The organism is Bacteroides fragilis NCTC 9343 (genome assembly GCF_000025985.1).
Classification (GTDB): domain Bacteria; phylum Bacteroidota; class Bacteroidia; order Bacteroidales; family Bacteroidaceae; genus Bacteroides; species Bacteroides fragilis.
The window spans coordinates 174,795-190,221 of sequence record NC_003228.3; the positions used below are offsets into that span (position 1 = coordinate 174,795).

At 41.7% G+C, this 15,427-nt stretch carries 11 protein-coding genes; 7 read left to right on the forward strand and 4 right to left on the reverse strand.

The window, feature by feature from the left end; all coding sequences use genetic code 11:
* Nucleotides 1-164 precede the first annotated feature (164 nt).
* The 3 genes from BF9343_RS00735 to BF9343_RS00745 all read right to left on the reverse strand — a co-directional run bounded on the left by BF9343_RS00735 (nucleotide 165) and on the right by BF9343_RS00745 (nucleotide 3,104).
* Nucleotides 165-1,001, reverse strand: coding sequence for a Cof-type HAD-IIB family hydrolase (locus tag BF9343_RS00735; protein ID WP_005813849.1), 837 nt, complete (start codon nucleotides 999-1,001; stop codon nucleotides 165-167).
* Nucleotides 1,002-1,064: 63 nt separating this feature from the next.
* On the reverse strand, nucleotides 1,065-1,742 hold the full coding sequence (locus BF9343_RS00740; protein ID WP_010991927.1) for a response regulator transcription factor: 678 nt from the start codon (nucleotides 1,740-1,742) through the stop codon (nucleotides 1,065-1,067).
* Between the two features lie 9 nt (nucleotides 1,743-1,751).
* Complete coding sequence (locus BF9343_RS00745; RefSeq protein ID WP_010991928.1) at nucleotides 1,752-3,104, reverse strand: sensor histidine kinase; 1,353 nt, start codon at nucleotides 3,102-3,104, stop codon at nucleotides 1,752-1,754.
* Between the two features lie 178 nt (nucleotides 3,105-3,282).
* Here BF9343_RS00745 and BF9343_RS23540 point away from each other — a divergent pair, with 178 nt between their 5' ends.
* The 7 genes from BF9343_RS23540 to BF9343_RS00775 all read left to right on the forward strand — a co-directional run bounded on the left by BF9343_RS23540 (nucleotide 3,283) and on the right by BF9343_RS00775 (nucleotide 12,321).
* Nucleotides 3,283-3,447: a hypothetical protein gene (locus BF9343_RS23540; protein ID WP_224223189.1), complete on the forward strand. Its 165-nt coding sequence runs from the start codon at nucleotides 3,283-3,285 to the stop codon at nucleotides 3,445-3,447.
* A 207-nt stretch (nucleotides 3,448-3,654) separates the two neighbouring features.
* Nucleotides 3,655-4,935 carry a Kelch repeat-containing protein gene (locus BF9343_RS00750; protein WP_005813840.1) on the forward strand — a complete coding sequence of 427 codons (1,281 nt, stop codon included), beginning with the start codon at nucleotides 3,655-3,657 and terminating at the stop codon, nucleotides 4,933-4,935.
* A 356-nt stretch (nucleotides 4,936-5,291) separates the two neighbouring features.
* Nucleotides 5,292-5,978, forward strand: a complete 687-nt coding sequence (locus tag BF9343_RS00755; protein ID WP_005796829.1) for a response regulator transcription factor — start codon at nucleotides 5,292-5,294, stop codon at nucleotides 5,976-5,978.
* Complete coding sequence (locus BF9343_RS00760; protein ID WP_005796827.1) at nucleotides 5,975-7,342, forward strand: HAMP domain-containing sensor histidine kinase; 1,368 nt, start codon at nucleotides 5,975-5,977, stop codon at nucleotides 7,340-7,342. Before BF9343_RS00755 ends, BF9343_RS00760 begins: the two co-directional genes overlap by 4 nt.
* 159 nt (nucleotides 7,343-7,501) lie before the next feature.
* Nucleotides 7,502-10,153, forward strand: a complete 2,652-nt coding sequence (gene mgtA, locus BF9343_RS00765) for a magnesium-translocating P-type ATPase (protein ID WP_005813834.1) — start codon at nucleotides 7,502-7,504, stop codon at nucleotides 10,151-10,153.
* Between the two features lie 64 nt (nucleotides 10,154-10,217).
* Nucleotides 10,218-11,303 carry a hypothetical protein gene (locus tag BF9343_RS00770; protein ID WP_005783823.1) on the forward strand — a complete coding sequence of 362 codons (1,086 nt, stop codon included), beginning with the start codon at nucleotides 10,218-10,220 and terminating at the stop codon, nucleotides 11,301-11,303.
* Nucleotides 11,304-11,523: 220 nt separating this feature from the next.
* Entirely contained in the window at nucleotides 11,524-12,321 is a 798-nt protein-coding gene (locus tag BF9343_RS00775) for a hypothetical protein (RefSeq protein ID WP_005783825.1), read from the forward strand.
* A gap of 46 nt (nucleotides 12,322-12,367) precedes the next feature.
* On the opposite strand, the gene BF9343_RS00780 is transcribed toward BF9343_RS00775, so the two are convergent.
* Nucleotides 12,368-15,418, reverse strand: coding sequence for a DEAD/DEAH box helicase (locus BF9343_RS00780; protein WP_010991929.1), 3,051 nt, complete (start codon nucleotides 15,416-15,418; stop codon nucleotides 12,368-12,370).
* Nucleotides 15,419-15,427 lie beyond the last annotated feature (9 nt).

Genomic DNA, 15,427 nt, shown 5'->3' on the forward strand with positions numbered 1-15,427 from the left:
GTGCCCATAAGCCCGCATACCTGTGCCCATGAGCCCGTATACCCGGGCCCACCGGCCCGGGTATACGGGCTGAGATAAGTTTAGTATGATGAATGATAATATACTTATATATAACGCGTTAATATCATGGAGAAATCAACTTGCTTTCTTATTAATTTCTGTGTTTAAACTGTTGTCTCCCCCTTCTCGGGTGCTTTTGTAAAGAACTTGTTTACGACTGCAGCTACACCGTCCTCCTCGTTGCTAAGGGTAATGTAGTCGGCGGCTTTCTTTACCGGTTCCTGTGCATTGCCCATGGCTACACCTAATCCGGCAAATTGAATCATTGAAAGATCGTTGTAGCCGTCGCCTACAGCCACCATCTCTTCCCGGTTCATGTTCAACTTGTTAAGTAAGACAGATAAAGATTGTGCCTTGTCTATTCCCTGTGGCACCAGTTCGAGGAAGAAGGGCTCCGAGCGGTAAACACTCAGTTGACCTTGCAGTTCTACCGAAAGTTCGGCTTCAATGGGAATCAGACGATGTGGCTCACCCACAATCAAGCACTTAGGAAGCGGCAGACGGATATCTTTCAGAAAATCTGTGGAAGGATATATCTGCATTTTATTGAGGAAAGCCTCTTTCCGGACATACACGTCATCGGGATATTCAGTGATGATATATTGCCGGTCGTAAGTCAGGATGGGAAGTTGGTTGCGCGTGGCGCATTCATATAGCCGAGGTATCACTTCGTCCGGCAATACATTGGCATAAACTATCTCTCCGGTACTCCAGTCGATAATTTCCCCGCCATTGTAGGAGAGGATAAATCCGCCGAATTCCTTCATGCGAAGTTCATCGGCCAAGGGTACAATACCGAAGGTAGGACGTCCCGATGCAAGTATCAGTTTCACACCCTGTTGCTGTACACGTATCAGTGCTTCTCGGTTGTGTAGAGTTATCTCTTTTTTAGCGTTGGTCAGTGTTCCGTCCAAGTCGAGTACGAGGAGTTTGTATTTCATCAGTCGCTTTTGTTTGGTTTTTGAGGGTGCAAAGGTAGTGGTTTTTCTGAGATGAATATTGAATTAACTTAGATTTACTGAGAGCTTATAACCATTTCTGGGTATAGTTACGAGTTCTATGGTAGGGTCAATAGACAGGTATTTGCGTAGTTTTGATATTAAATTATTTATTCCTTGTTCATTTCCATTTACTTTCCCCCATAGTTCTTCTTCTATTTGCCGACGTTCAACAAGTTGTTCTTTATAAGCAACCAAAAGTTTAAGTAGTTTGTATTCTGCCTCGCTCAGTTGTTTAATCACTCTCAATTCTTTAGTGCATAGCAATTGGGTGTCTGTGTCTAATATAAGAGAACCTATCTTTATTTGATATGGATGTGAAATCGCGTATCTTTTGATATATGCAATTAATTCATCAATTTCAAGAGGTTTTTTCAGATAAGCTACTGCACCTGCACTTAGTGCTTGGACTACCAATTGGCTATTTGTGTGTGAAGATATAAATAATATAGGAGTATTAGGGGCTATTGCCTTCAATTCCGGGACAGCCTCAATGCCATTTTTATTTCCGATTTCTACATCGAGTACGATCATGTCTGGATGTGTTTCTACGATACAAGCCTTTGCTCCGTTTAATGAAGTTTGATAAAGAACTTCATAACCTTCTTCCTGCATAATCCTGGTACATATATGTCCAAGTGCGATATCGTCATCAATAAAAAAAATTTTGAGTTTTTTTCCCATCTTTTTGTCTTATTTTGAAATATAAAAAGTAAACGTACTTCCTTCATTTTCTCGACTTCTTAGTCGTATTTTTCCACCGTGTGCCTGAATTATATATTTAACGTATGATAATCCTATACCATATCCTTTCTGGATTTGCGATGTTTCTCGGGGAACCTGATAGTACTGACTAAATATCTTCTTTTGGTATTTATGAGCGATTCCCCAGCCATTGTCTTTCACTTCTATTTGTATGCCTTGACTAATTTTAACTATTTTTATTTGTATTTTCACTCCATCATTAGAGTACTTTAGAGCATTTTCTATTAGGTTCTTTATGGCATTCTCTATGTAGAGTTGATCGGCTAAACACTCTATGTTTGGTGACTCGTTCACTATTTCAATACTATGTGGTTTTGAACTTAAGTCTACACAGATATTTCCGATGGCTGTTTTAATTACTTCTTCTATGTTTATTTTTGTCCTTTGTAAAATGATGTGCTGTGTTGTACCTCTGGCACAGATTAATATGGACTCAATTTGTGTTGTTAAGTGTTTGGCTCGTTTGATAACTTCGTTCATTAGTTGTTTCTTTTTGTGGTCTGATTCATTTTTTTTGAGCCAACAAGTTAGAGTTATAAGTGCATTTAATGGTGATTTTAGATCGTGGACTATTCCATTTACACTTGCTTCGCGATTTTTTAATATTTCGTTCTTTTTGCGAATGACGGTTAGCTGAAAAATAAGACATCCTAACACTATAGCAACAATCAATGTGGATGCTATTAGAGAATAGAGCATTTGAGATAAGATCGTGTCATTGGGAAGTCCTGATTCTATTTGTATGTAGAGGAGTCCTTTGGTGCCAATTGGTTTTTGGTTTATAATGATTTGAAAATGAGATTGTAGATGAGCATTTCCAACAGAATCTATTATTTGTTTTTCTTTATTACGTAGAGTAATATAGTGATTAATGTTTAGGTCGTAGAGTTCATCTTGAAAAAGACTATCAATGATTGATAGAATCGGAGGTTTTTGAATCGCTAGTAATCCATCTTGTTTAATTTGTGTAAGGAGTTCAGAGACGTTTCGCGCTACTCCATTTTGCTCTAAATGCACTAAATCAATGGTGTCTCCTTTATATCCAGCTCGTTCTTCTTCGGACATATATTCAACAGATTTTATAAAGATTGTAGAGTGCTTTGATTGTTCTATATGCATGGATCGAAGGCCTACTTCCTTTTCGATAGCGTTAAAAAATGCTTTATTTATTTTTTCCGTATATTGATTCTCATATTTCTGATACATACTGTTTATCCAAAAAACTTGAAGAAGGATCAAGGCTATAGAAGATAAGATGGTAAGCAGTAGTTCTTTTTTCATGATTTTTTTGTTTGAGGTGTGACAAAGATATAAATAGATATTTAATTGATGAAAGAAATGGTTTCTAATAATTTATATAATTAAAAAATATAGTTTTGAGTATATAGATATTAGGTGTTTGTTATAAAGAATTAAAGGATATTGCACTATGTTTGCAACATACCCAAATTATAATAAGATGGAAAAAATATTAGAGAAATTGTCACCGGAAGGTATGACAATTTGTCCAACGGAAAGTTGTGATCCTTATTTTGTTGGTTGTGGCATTGATGAACATCAAGGGTGCAATTCGGATTCTTTTTGTTTAGGAGATGACTTTGATCATTGTATGGCAATGACATAATCGGGTATCTATATTATTAAAGTGTCTAAAAGATAATTGCTATATTCCTCTTGTGAATCCTTGCTGACAGGCATTTATATTATTTATATATGTACGTCCCCTTAGTTCGGATATATGTTGCTAAATATAGGTAGTCAACCTTGGATCATTGCATTGGAACCTATAAATGTTATGGTTCAAGGTTGATTTTTATTTAATATTTGTTATATGAGAAGTCTGTTTTTAATATTCTTTTTTTGCTATGTAACTGGGAAAGCCCAGGACAGAGCGTGTGTCGTGAGTGAAAAGGATAGCATTCCTCTTTCAAATGTATATATCTGTTTGAAAGATAGGAGAGTCATAGCTATCAGTGATGAAAAGGGGGTGTTCTCATTAGAGAAATATGATTCGTTGTCATTGAATGATACTTTATATTTTTCTCATATTAATTATTTGCACAAGAAATTGTCTTATGGTGATTTAATTAAAAATAGATGTACCGTTTTTTTGATAGAGAATAATCGGGTTTTGGAAGAAGTATCTATTTTTAGCAATAGGCATTTAAATCGCTTTTTGCATTATGAAATATTGTCTCCATTGAAAAGAGGAGTCTATTCGTTTGCTTCGGTCTTGGTAGATGGGCAGATTTATATTGTAGGAGGGAGTACATCGTGCGGCCCCTTTCAGAGTAATATACGTTCTACTTTATTTTGGGAAAAATATAGTAACATGATGTATAGATATGATATCAAGCAAGATAAGTGGGAGACGATCAGGCATAAGTTTAGAGAAAGGGCATATCATACGGCGGGTTATTATGATGGAAAAATTTTTATTTTAGGGGGAAAGAGATTATCTGAAACCAGAATTGTTGATTATCTGGATAATGCAATAGAAATATATGATATTAAGCGTGATACCGTCTGGACAGATTATACTAATCCGCATCAAGCGACTTTATTGGGATCCGTTGTGTATAAAGACAATATGATTGTTTTAGGCGGTGTTAAAAAGGTTTTGCAAAATAATGAAGGAGTCTATTCGGATGAAATGCATTTATGGAATTTAAAATCCGGCTACTGGTATGAGTTGGGAAAAATGCCGATTAGGCAAGCTCCTGAAACAATTCTGGTTGATCATTGTATTTATTTAATCGGAAATCGTAACGGTGGCGGCTGGAGTATTGAATGTTATAACTTATTGACAGGCGCATGGACCAATGCCGGACATTTGTTATATCGGCTTGGCTGGCCCAGTTTAGCTTATCATAATGATATAATTTATATTTTTGAACAAGGTGTTGTACAGACGTTTAATATAAAAAGCAGGCAAGTTCGTTCGTATATGATAGATCTGAAATTGAAATCTCCAGCTTTGTATTACTTTGATGGGAAATTATATATTTTGGGCGGATTTTATATGGGAGATCCTTCGCGCAATGTATATAGTGTTGATCTGAAGGAATTTGATAAAACAGAAGTCGATTATTATTATAACAATGTAAGATGAAAAATATTTAATTGCAGCCCGGTTCTTATACCATTTCTTTATGATGGGAATACTTTTTCTATAAGATTATTTATTAGCAACTGATATATCACAAGGAATTGTATAAATATAGTCTTCAGTCAAAGCAGGATAGTGAGAAAATTAACTTCTTCTTTTGTTCTCAGCGGAATAAGAGATATGCCATCAGATAGGTCATTTTGTTAGCTTCGTTTTGCTGATATATGCGGGATTGGAAGTACTTTATTATAGGATTGACCCTCTTTCTGTCCGCATGACATTCAGGATAGGAAAAAAGTCTTAACTTTGTGCCGTTCAGGTTGATCGGGACGAATAACATACAATAAAAAAGACTCTTTATGTACAGCATACTAATCATTGAAGACGAACAGCGGGTGGCCGATTTGCTTCGCGTCGGTTTGGAAGAGAACGGTTACAACTGTCTGGTAGCTTACGATGGAGCTATGGGACTGAGAATGTTCCGTGCAAATACGTTCGACCTTGTCATTTCGGACATTGTGCTCCCCAAGATGGACGGATTTGAATTGTGCAAAGAGATTCGGGCTGCTAACCCTGCCATTCCTATCCTGATGCTCACCGCATTGGGCAGTACGGACGACAAACTGGATGGGTTTGATGCCGGAGCGGATGATTACATGGTGAAACCCTTCGACTTCAGGGAGCTGTATGCTCGTATCCGGGTTCTTCTGAAACGAAAACTTGCAGTAGTGACTGATGTGGAGGAAGAGTTAAATTATGCAGACTTATCCGTAAACCTGTTGGACAAGAGCGTAAAGAGGGCGGGACGGGACATTAAGCTCTCTCCCAAAGAATACAACCTGCTGGTATATATGATCGAGAATGCAGAGAAAGTTGTCAGCCGGATGGATATAGCCGACAAAGTGTGGAACACGCACTTTGACACGGGTACGAACTTCATTGATGTCTATATCAACTATCTCCGTAAGAAAATAGACCGTGACTTCGATACTAAACTCATACACACAAAGACAGGCATGGGATTTATTCTCACCGATAAGTTATGAAAATAAGAAGTATCCTTACCATCAAATATGCAGGTATCACGGCCACTATCTTTCTCGTGTTTATGGCCACTATCTATTGTGTGAACGAACATCTGCGCAGTGATTCTTTTTATCGTAGCCTGCGAAGCGAAGCTATCACTAAAGCCCATCTGTTTCTTAACAATCAGGTTGATGTAGAAACCATGCAGTCGATATATCTCAATAATCGTCAGTTCATTGATGAGGTGGAAGTAGCTGTATACACTCCCGATTTCCGGATACTCTACCACGATGCGTTGCACAACGATATCATTAAGGAGACTCCCGGAATGATCGATGAGATTGTCCGGAAAAAGGAGATCGACTTCCGTACAGGAGACTATCAGGGGATAGGGATTTTATATGAGTTCGGGGGTAAAAATTATGTGGTGACAGCTGCCGCTTACGACCGTTACGGACATATTAATCAGGTCATAATGACGCGGCTGCTTCTCCTTTTATCTATCGGCGGACTGAGTGTGCTCGTCATTGTGGGTTATATGCTTGCCAAAAGTTCACTTGCCCCTATCCGTAGCATCGTACGTAAAGCCGAGGGTATCACCGTCACTCAAATCGACGAACGGTTGCCTGTCAAGAACGAGCATGATGAACTGGGAGAACTAGCCCTTGCCTTCAATGCACTGCTGGACAGGGTGGAAAAGACTTTCAATGATCAGCGGATGTTTGTGAGCAATGTATCACACGAACTTCGTACACCTATGGCGGCACTGTCGGCAGAACTTGACTTGGCGCTGCAAAAGGAACGTACTGTCACACAATATCAAAATTCAATACACAATGCGTTACAAGATTCCCAGCGCGTCATTGAACTGATAGATGGCTTGTTGAACCTTGCCAAAGCGGATTATTATCCCGAGCAAATCAAGAAAGAGGAAATCCGGCTGGATGAATTGCTGTTGGATGCCAATGAGCTTGTGCTCAAAGCCCATCCGGATTATCACATAGAACTGATTTTCGAGCAGGAGGCAGATGATGACCGTGTGTTGACTGTGATCGGGAATCCGTATCTGCTTACCACTGCTTTTGTGAACCTGATAGAGAATAACTGCAAGTATTCTGATAACCGGACGTCGTTTATCCAGATCTCATTCTGTGATCAGTGGACCATCGTAAGTTTATCCGACAACGGTGCCGGGATGTCCGAAACGGATAAGGAGAACTTGTTCAAGCTCTTCTACCGCGGAGAGAATAAAAACCAGGCTCAGGGACATGGTATCGGAATGACGCTTACAAAGAAGATACTCACCCTCCATAAGAGTGAGATCTCGGTGTATTCACACCAAGGAGAGGGCACTACCTTTGTGATAAGGTTTCATCATTTATAATTCCGGTAAGATTGTAGAATCGATCTCTTCCGATCCGGCAAATTCTAATACTTTTCTAATACTGCTCTAATTTGTTTCTAACTACCTTCTCATAAGGTGGTTTGTACCTTTGTGGCGTTAAAAACGAACAGAGTGTCTACTTATTAAAGCGCAAAGATTATGATTTGGAGAAAGAAAGAAAAAAAGAAAGCGCAGTATCAATTTAATTCCGAACGGGTATTCCTGGTTGCCACGCAACCTGCTAAGACTGCATATTCTTATTTCCAGACTTCGAGTGTGGGACTGAGTGAAGAAGAGATCGGGCAACGACAATCCGCCTATGGTAAAAATGAAATCTCACGAGAGCAAAAGAAGAATCCACTCGTACTTTTCATCCGTACGTTCATCAATCCGTTTATCGGTGTGTTGACGGCGCTGGCTGTCATCTCTCTGGTCATCGATGTAGTAATGGCCCGTCCTGAAGACCGTGAGTGGACAGCTGTTCTGATTATTATCTCGATGGTAGTTTGCAGTGCCATTCTCCGCTTCTGGCAGGAGTGGAAAGCAAGTGAAGCTACTGACTCATTGATGAAGATGGTCAAAAATACCTGTTTCGTAAAGCGGTTTTCGGGAAGTGAGGAGGTTGATATTACGGAATTGGTACCGGGTGATGTTGTTTGCCTTGCTGCCGGTGACATGATTCCGGCAGACATCCGCATCATTGAATCGAAGGATCTATTTGTCAGCCAGGCATCACTTACCGGTGAGTCCGATCCAGTAGAGAAATTTCCTGAAATAAACGGTAGGAGACACAGTCACGGAAGCGTCATCGAGCTTGACAATATCTGCTACATGGGTTCCACTGTTATCAGCGGATCTGCCAAAGGAATCGTTTTCGGGACGGGTAACGATACCTATCTCGGAACGATAGCCCGAAGTTTAGTGGGTGAACGTGCGACTACCGCTTTCGACAAGGGAATCAGTAAGGTCAGTTTCTTACTGATACGCTTTATGCTGGTGATGGTTCCATTCGTCTTCTTTGTCAACGGTTTCACAAAAGGCGATTGGTTCGAGGCATTCATATTTGCCTTATCGGTGGCTGTGGGATTGACTCCTGAGATGCTTCCGATGATAGTCACAGCAAACCTCTCGAAAGGTGCTGTATCAATGTCGAAGAAAAAAACGGTCGTGAAGAATCTCAATGCCATCCAGAATTTCGGGGCCATGAACATTCTTTGTACCGACAAGACCGGTACGCTGACCTGCGATAAAATCGTATTGGAGAAGTATATCAATGCGGACGGCAGCGATGATCATTCCCGAAGGATATTGCGCCACGCATTCCTTAACAGTTACTTTCAGACAGGTCTCAAGAACCTGATGGACAAAGCTATCCTTGCCCACGTACGCGAAGAAAATCTGGAACATCTGACGGAAGGTTACACGAAGATTGATGAGATACCGTTTGATTTCAGTCGACGTCGGATGTCGGTAGTTATTGAAGATCAGCAGGGAAAAAGGCAAATCATCACGAAGGGAGCTGTGGAGGAGATGCTGAATATTTGCTCTCATGCCGAGTTCAACGGTCAGGTATATGAATTGACCGATAAACTCAGAAGTAAGGCAAAGAGAATCAGTGATGATATGAATCGTAACGGGATGCGGGTACTTGCCATCGCACAAAAAAGCTTTATCAGCAAGGCACGGGACTTTGCCGTCACCGACGAGGACGAGATGGTACTTATTGGTTACCTGGCGTTTCTTGATCCCCCCAAGCCCTCTTCTGCCGAGGCTATCCGCCAATTGCGCGAATATGGTATCGAGGTTAAGATACTTTCCGGTGATAATGATGTAATCGTGAACGCCATTGCCCGGCAGATAGGCATTGATACGTGCCATTCGGTAACAGGGGTTGAGCTTGAAGGCAAGGACGGGGAAGAATTACGTGAAATAGTGGGACAAGCCACTCTCTTTTCCAGGCTGACGCCTTTGCAGAAGAGCGAGATAATCATGATTCTTCAGCAAAATGGCAACACGGTAGGATTTTTGGGTGACGGGGTGAATGATGCCGGAGCATTGAGGCAGTCGGACATTGGTATTTCCGTAGATTCTGCCGTGGACATTGCGAAGGAGAGTGCCGATATCATTCTTTTGGACAAAGATTTGAGTGTGCTCAAAGAGGGTGTCTTGGAAGGGCGTAAGACCTTTGGCAATATCACCAAATACATAAAGATGACCGCCAGTTCCAATTTCGGCAATATGTTCAGTGTGATGTTCGCCAGTGCATTTCTGCCGTTTCTGCCCATGTTGCCGATACATCTGCTCATTCAGAACCTTTTGTATGATATCTCGCAAACTACCATTCCGTTTGACCGGATGGATGCCGAGTTTCTGAAGCAACCCCAGAAGTGGGACGCATCCGATCTGAGTCGGTTTATGATTTACATCGGGCCGATAAGTTCCGTTTTCGATATTGCCACCTATTGTTTGATGTGGTACGTGTTTGCCTGTAATTCACCTGAGCACCAGACTCTCTTTCAGTCCGGTTGGTTTGTCGAGGGATTATTGTCACAGACATTGATCGTACATATGATCAGGACTCGTAAGATACCGTTTTTTCAGAGTCGTGCCACCTGGCCGGTGCTGGGGTTGACCTTCCTGATCATGGCAATGGGCATAGCTATTCCTTTCACATCGTTTGGCCTGTCGATAGGACTTGAACCGTTACCGTTGAGTTACTTCCCCTGGCTGGTGCTTATCTTGGTATCCTACTGTGTTCTTACACAATTTATGAAGAGCTGGTATATTCGAAGATTTTCGAAATGGTTATAAAGACGGGGAAGAAGTAGGCTGAATCGAACTCTATTTACTGACTGAATTACAAGAATGGGAAATTATGAACTATATTGCAATAGTCTGTTGGATGCTTTTCGGGAGCGTCCTCCGCCTTTGCGCCCAGACGTGTGGCGCCACTTATATTACCGAGTTCCAATATGATCTGAAGAAGAGGACGAACTGGTGCAACCTGTTAAGATTGGACGCATACGTGCCCATCGGTACGAAGGGAATCTTGGAGTTTGCTTCGATACACGTATATAAGACGCGTCCGGAACGGATCATTAATGACCTGCAAACCTTCTCGAATATTGAAGAGGATAATTTGCCTTGTGCCATTGCTGTGCTGGGATATACCCGGCTTGTCGGAAATGTCACTTTGTTTGCCGGGATTCGCAATCTGAATGAAGATTATTTCACAACTCCTTGTATGTCACTGTTTACAAACAGTTCGTGCGGGATATTCCCTACTTTGTCCGCTAACTATCCGATAGCCAATTATCCTCTGGCTGCATTATGTCTCGATTATAAGATGACGCTGGGCCGGTTCGGTATTGAAAGCAGTCTGTACAACGGTAAAGGGTACAACGGATGGAGTAAAGGTAAGCATCCGTTCACATTCAATCCCCGCAAGGACGGAGTATTCAGTATAACGGAAATTAATTATCAAACAGAATATGGAAAGTGTTTTGGCGGTTTCTCTCTACATACTAACGGTGATATGCCTGATGTGGCTGGAGAGTGGAAGACCCGGGAAAGGGAAAAGAAAGTCTCCCCGAAGATGACGTTTGCCTGGTGGGGGTATGCAGAACGAAAGTTATGGAGTAGAGTTCGTCAGGAGGTAAACCTGTTAGTACAATACACCCGTACTTCTTCTGTGTTCAGTGAATGTAGAAATTATATGGGAGCAGGTGTGACGTGGATTTATGTTCCGGGTGGTCAGAAGCGGCATGAGGCGGGCTTGTTCCTGTCTGCCGCTCAGTTCAAATCGTGTAATGAAGTTGCCGGAGAAGTGACATATCGTTATTCGTTTAATCGGGATACATATATACAGCCGGCAATACATCTGATAAAGAATGGAGGAGGGCTTCATGAAGTTTTTCTGATAAGGATGGGGTATATATTGAATGGTGGAAGAGTCAGATAGTTGATGCGGGGAAACGATGTAAATGGTATCGGAGGGAAAAGAGTGGACCGGGATTTTAGGTTCAGCGATTTTTAGGGCGGGAGAGGAGATATGCTGTCAGATTTAGATTGGGTGATAAAAAGATTCTGAATGATAATTTTCTAAAAAAGAGAGAAATAGAAACTCTCTAAACAAAAAATGCATATATTTGTCTGATAAGTAACCATAAAAACACAAAAACATGAAAACTCGGGCATTACGAAGCTATCTATGCTTTACTTTACTGGCTACAGCCTTTCTGCTGGGACTGGCCGGCTGTGATAAGGAGGAATCCGAACCGTTAAGAATTGGAGACGATTCATTTAATAATATTGAAAATGGTGTCTGGACTGCTTATTATCCGAATACAAATCAGACGTCTATCGCCATTTATGGAGGAGTAAAACCCTATACCGTAAGTAGCAATTCTGATATCCTCAAAGTGAATATGGATAAGCTTTCGGATGCTTTCAACTACGAAACACTGGGCGTTGGTGATGCGGAAGTGACTATTACCGATGCGAAAGGAGAATCCGTCGGTTTAAAAGTGAAAATAGATTATCGGTCTGATAAAATGAAGATCGTTAAGCTGGATGCTTATGTGAAAGGCGATAAGATGACGGTGGCTGCACAAAAGGAACTGAAAGAAAAAGCCTTGGCTTCCATTCCTGTAAAAGCAGGAGGCGGTTATCAGTTTATATATACAAAGGATCAAGGGGGAATTGTATATGTCTATCCGGATAAATACGGTGAGAAATATAAAGAAGGGACTTTCACCCGTAGTTCTCTTGCGGTTGGGAATAGTTCATATCGGAAATATGAAATAAAGTTGGATGGTATGGAAAGGACATATATTGTTCAGAGATATTATCCGTCGAAGACACGAAGTGTGGCTATGGTGCCTTATGGCTTTTATGAGGATCTCCTGGATCAGTTTACAGATGACTATCCCGAAGTGGAAAGTGTATACACCATGCAGGTTGTCAGTGCGGTTTTCTGATCTTGAATGTATGAGAGAACCGGCCTGATAAGCAGCGGGAAGAAGGCTATGATCCTAAAAGTCGGGCCCACTCTCGGTTGGTTAGTGCCGGAAGCTGCTCGGTATCTGTAATAAAGGTTTCGGCCAGTTTGCGCTTTTCTTCTTGCAGTTGTATAATTTTCTCCTCTATGCTGCCTTGAGTGATAAAACGGTAAGCAATCACCTGATTGTTTTGTCCGATACGGTGGGCTCGGGCGATGGCCTGTGATTCGGCTGCCGGGTTCCACCAAGGATCGATAATGAATACATAGTCTGCCTGTGTCAGGTTGAGGCCTACACCTCCGGCTTTGAGTGAGATAAGAAAAGCCTGTATCTTGGGGTCACGGTTAAAGCGTGCTATTTCTTCCGGACGATTGGTTGAAGAGCCTGTCAGGAAGGCGTAATCCCATTTGCGTTTACGAAATTCACCGGCAACTAATTCCAGGTGTTTAACGAAAGAAGAGAAGATCAGAACTTTATGTCCTTCGCTGCGGAGCGTTTCGAAGGTTTCTATAATCTGATATAATTTACCCGAATCACCGATGAAATCGGGTAAAAACAATTGCGGATGACAGGAGAGTTGTCTTAGACGGAGGATTCCATTGAGTACCGTGAAAGATTGTTGTCCCTTCTCTGCAGTCTGTTCCAGTAAGATGTTCCGAAGGCTGTTCTTTTCATGTTGATAGAGTTCGTTTTGTCTTTCTGTCATATCGCAATAAACTACTTCTTCGGTTAATGATGGCAGTTCCGGGGTTACCTCCTGCTTACTTCTGCGTAGGATGAATGGTGTGATGAGCTGACGTAAGCGATCCTTCATTCGTTCGTCTCCTTGCCGGATGGCATTGATAAAATGCTTGCTGAAAGTGGTTTCATTTCCTAAAAGTTCGGGTTGAAGAAAATGAAATTGTGCCCAAAGGTCTTTCAGTGAATTTTCGATGGGAGTTCCTGTCAGGATCAGCCTGTGTCTGCTGCGTAGCTGTATGGCTGAACGAAACGTGAGGGATTCGCTGTTTTTAATGTTTTGACTCTCGTCAAGGACAATGCATTCGAATGTATATTGGCTTAAGGTTGCTATGTTGTTGCGCATCGTACCATAAGTAGTGAAAATCAAATGATAACGGTCGAAATATTTTTTCAATCGGGTAATTTCGTTGGGTGAACTTCCATTGTATTCCATCATTGACAGATTGGTGAAACGAGATGCCTCACGTTTCCAATTATGTAAAAGGGAGGTAGGTACGACTATCAGGGTACCGTGTAAGGGGGATATCCGGTTTTGCTTTTGAACCGGTTCCGGAATTTGTGGAACTTGGGGGGCGATCCGGGAGTTTTCTTCCTCTTTGCTTTGCATGGGAAAGAGTGAAAATTGTCCCTTTTCATCGAAGAATACTTGTTTTTGAGGGAGGCAACCCGAAGTGCTTTCCGCTTTTTTCAAATCGATTGTTTCCCGAATTGCTTCGGTTGTATTTCCCGGTTTGTAGACATATTGCAGGAGAGCGAGTGTCTGTAAAGTCTTGCCCAATCCCATATCATCGGCCAGGCATCCGCCAAATCCTTCAAGATAGAGGTTTGCCAACCATGAAAAGCCTTTCTGTTGATAAGAGCGAAGATTAGCCTTAAGCCCGATGGGTACGGGAATTTCTTTGCTCAGCAGCGTTTTGATGCTTGTGCTTTGTCGGTCTTTTTCTAAGATAGATTCTATTACACCGATAAAGGGGCGTTTCAGACGGATCGTTTTGTCTGATTCTTTGCCTGCTTCAAGAAGGTTGGCATACTTGCTGAACCATTCTTCGGGTAGAAGGACAATGTGTCCGTCGGGGAGGATATATTCTCTATTGCCTTCCAGTATGTTTTTTCGGAAGCGGCTGAAAGGAATTCTCTGATTGCCGATGACAACAGTGATGTGTAGGTCAAACCAATCGGGACCGTCTTCACAACTCTGTTCTATCCGGATTTCGGGAAGATAGTACGGTTTGTTTTGTGTATCACTGGACAAGACAAACTCTTCGAGCAACATTTGGCGATGGTGGCTGATCCATTCGGTAATGTTCTTTTCGGGAGCCGCGGATGATAGCTTGAAATGGGAGTCACTGATGCATTGCAAGCCGGCTTTCTGAAGCAGATGTACAGCTTTTCTTTCAGCGGTTGAATTACGCTGGAAATAGTGTATGACGATTTCCTCCTCTTCTTGCTCACGAAAGACAAATTTCCTGGTTTCATCGGAGGGCTGCGGTGAAAAGGACTGTTCGCCGTAACGAAAATCAAGCCGTAACAATGTATCGTTATAAATCGTATCTTCAAGATAGAGATAAGCATTACACGGACGTTTCTCTCTGACGACTTTTAATCCTTGTATACTGATGTCGTGATAACGTGCGAGAGGAATTATGATATTATCTATATATTTTTCGGTTAGTGAAGCATCTGCGCTGATACGTTCTTTTTTAGTGAAGGGTAACAAACGTGAGGCTTCGATGTGGCTAAAAGTATATAAATCCATACCCAGCAGCAGAGTGGCAGGATTTGAGGTAAGGACGACGACAGGTTTCTGCTCCATTAATGAAACCGGAGTATCATCATCGTAGCACTGCAACTGATAACTGAAGTGTTCTTCGGTTACTTTGAATGAAAAATGAGTTTTTAGGTTGTGAGGATGGACGCGGTACGCGTGGTGTTCATAAAGTTGTTTGCTGCCACTTGGCTTTTGATAGAACGGAAGCTGTCCGTTACATATCAGTTCTAGCATTTCCAAGAGCTTTTTCTCGATGAAAGGGCGGATTTGCTGCTTTAGTTTATTGCTGTCCTCGGTTAGTTTACGGAGGAATTTGGGAACTGTCTTCTCACGTGAATAGACTCCCATCAAATATTTCTCAGTATAGTGTGAAGCTATGTCGATAGCTTTTTGTTCCGCTTCATTCATTTTTTTCAGGGCATCGGGAGAAGCATGAAAAGCCTGTTCGATCACTTCCAACGTATTGTCCAAGGCCCGGCCGACGGTGTACGGTACGAGCAATAGTCCCAAAACAGGGTGCTCTACGAGTACAATGACAACTTGGTTCGTGGTAAGTGCTTCTTTCATTCTATCGGG

What these genes read in the sequence shown, in the direction of transcription:
- BF9343_RS00735 (WP_005813849.1), bottom strand. Translation starts at nt 1,001, where the DNA reads ATGAAATACAAACTCCTCGTACTCGACTTGGACGGAACACTGACCAAC.
- mgtA (WP_005813834.1), top strand. Translation starts at nt 7,502, where the DNA reads ATGATTTGGAGAAAGAAAGAAAAAAAGAAAGCGCAGTATCAATTTAAT.
- BF9343_RS00745 (WP_010991928.1), bottom strand. Translation starts at nt 3,104, where the DNA reads ATGAAAAAAGAACTACTGCTTACCATCTTATCTTCTATAGCCTTGATC.
- BF9343_RS23540 (WP_224223189.1), top strand. Translation starts at nt 3,283, where the DNA reads ATGGAAAAAATATTAGAGAAATTGTCACCGGAAGGTATGACAATTTGT.
- BF9343_RS00780 (WP_010991929.1), bottom strand. Translation starts at nt 15,418, where the DNA reads ATGAAAGAAGCACTTACCACGAACCAAGTTGTCATTGTACTCGTAGAG.
- BF9343_RS00750 (WP_005813840.1), top strand. Translation starts at nt 3,655, where the DNA reads ATGAGAAGTCTGTTTTTAATATTCTTTTTTTGCTATGTAACTGGGAAA.
- BF9343_RS00775 (WP_005783825.1), top strand. Translation starts at nt 11,524, where the DNA reads ATGAAAACTCGGGCATTACGAAGCTATCTATGCTTTACTTTACTGGCT.
- BF9343_RS00740 (WP_010991927.1), bottom strand. Translation starts at nt 1,742, where the DNA reads ATGGGAAAAAAACTCAAAATTTTTTTTATTGATGACGATATCGCACTT.
- BF9343_RS00755 (WP_005796829.1), top strand. Translation starts at nt 5,292, where the DNA reads ATGTACAGCATACTAATCATTGAAGACGAACAGCGGGTGGCCGATTTG.
- BF9343_RS00760 (WP_005796827.1), top strand. Translation starts at nt 5,975, where the DNA reads ATGAAAATAAGAAGTATCCTTACCATCAAATATGCAGGTATCACGGCC.
- BF9343_RS00770 (WP_005783823.1), top strand. Translation starts at nt 10,218, where the DNA reads ATGAACTATATTGCAATAGTCTGTTGGATGCTTTTCGGGAGCGTCCTC.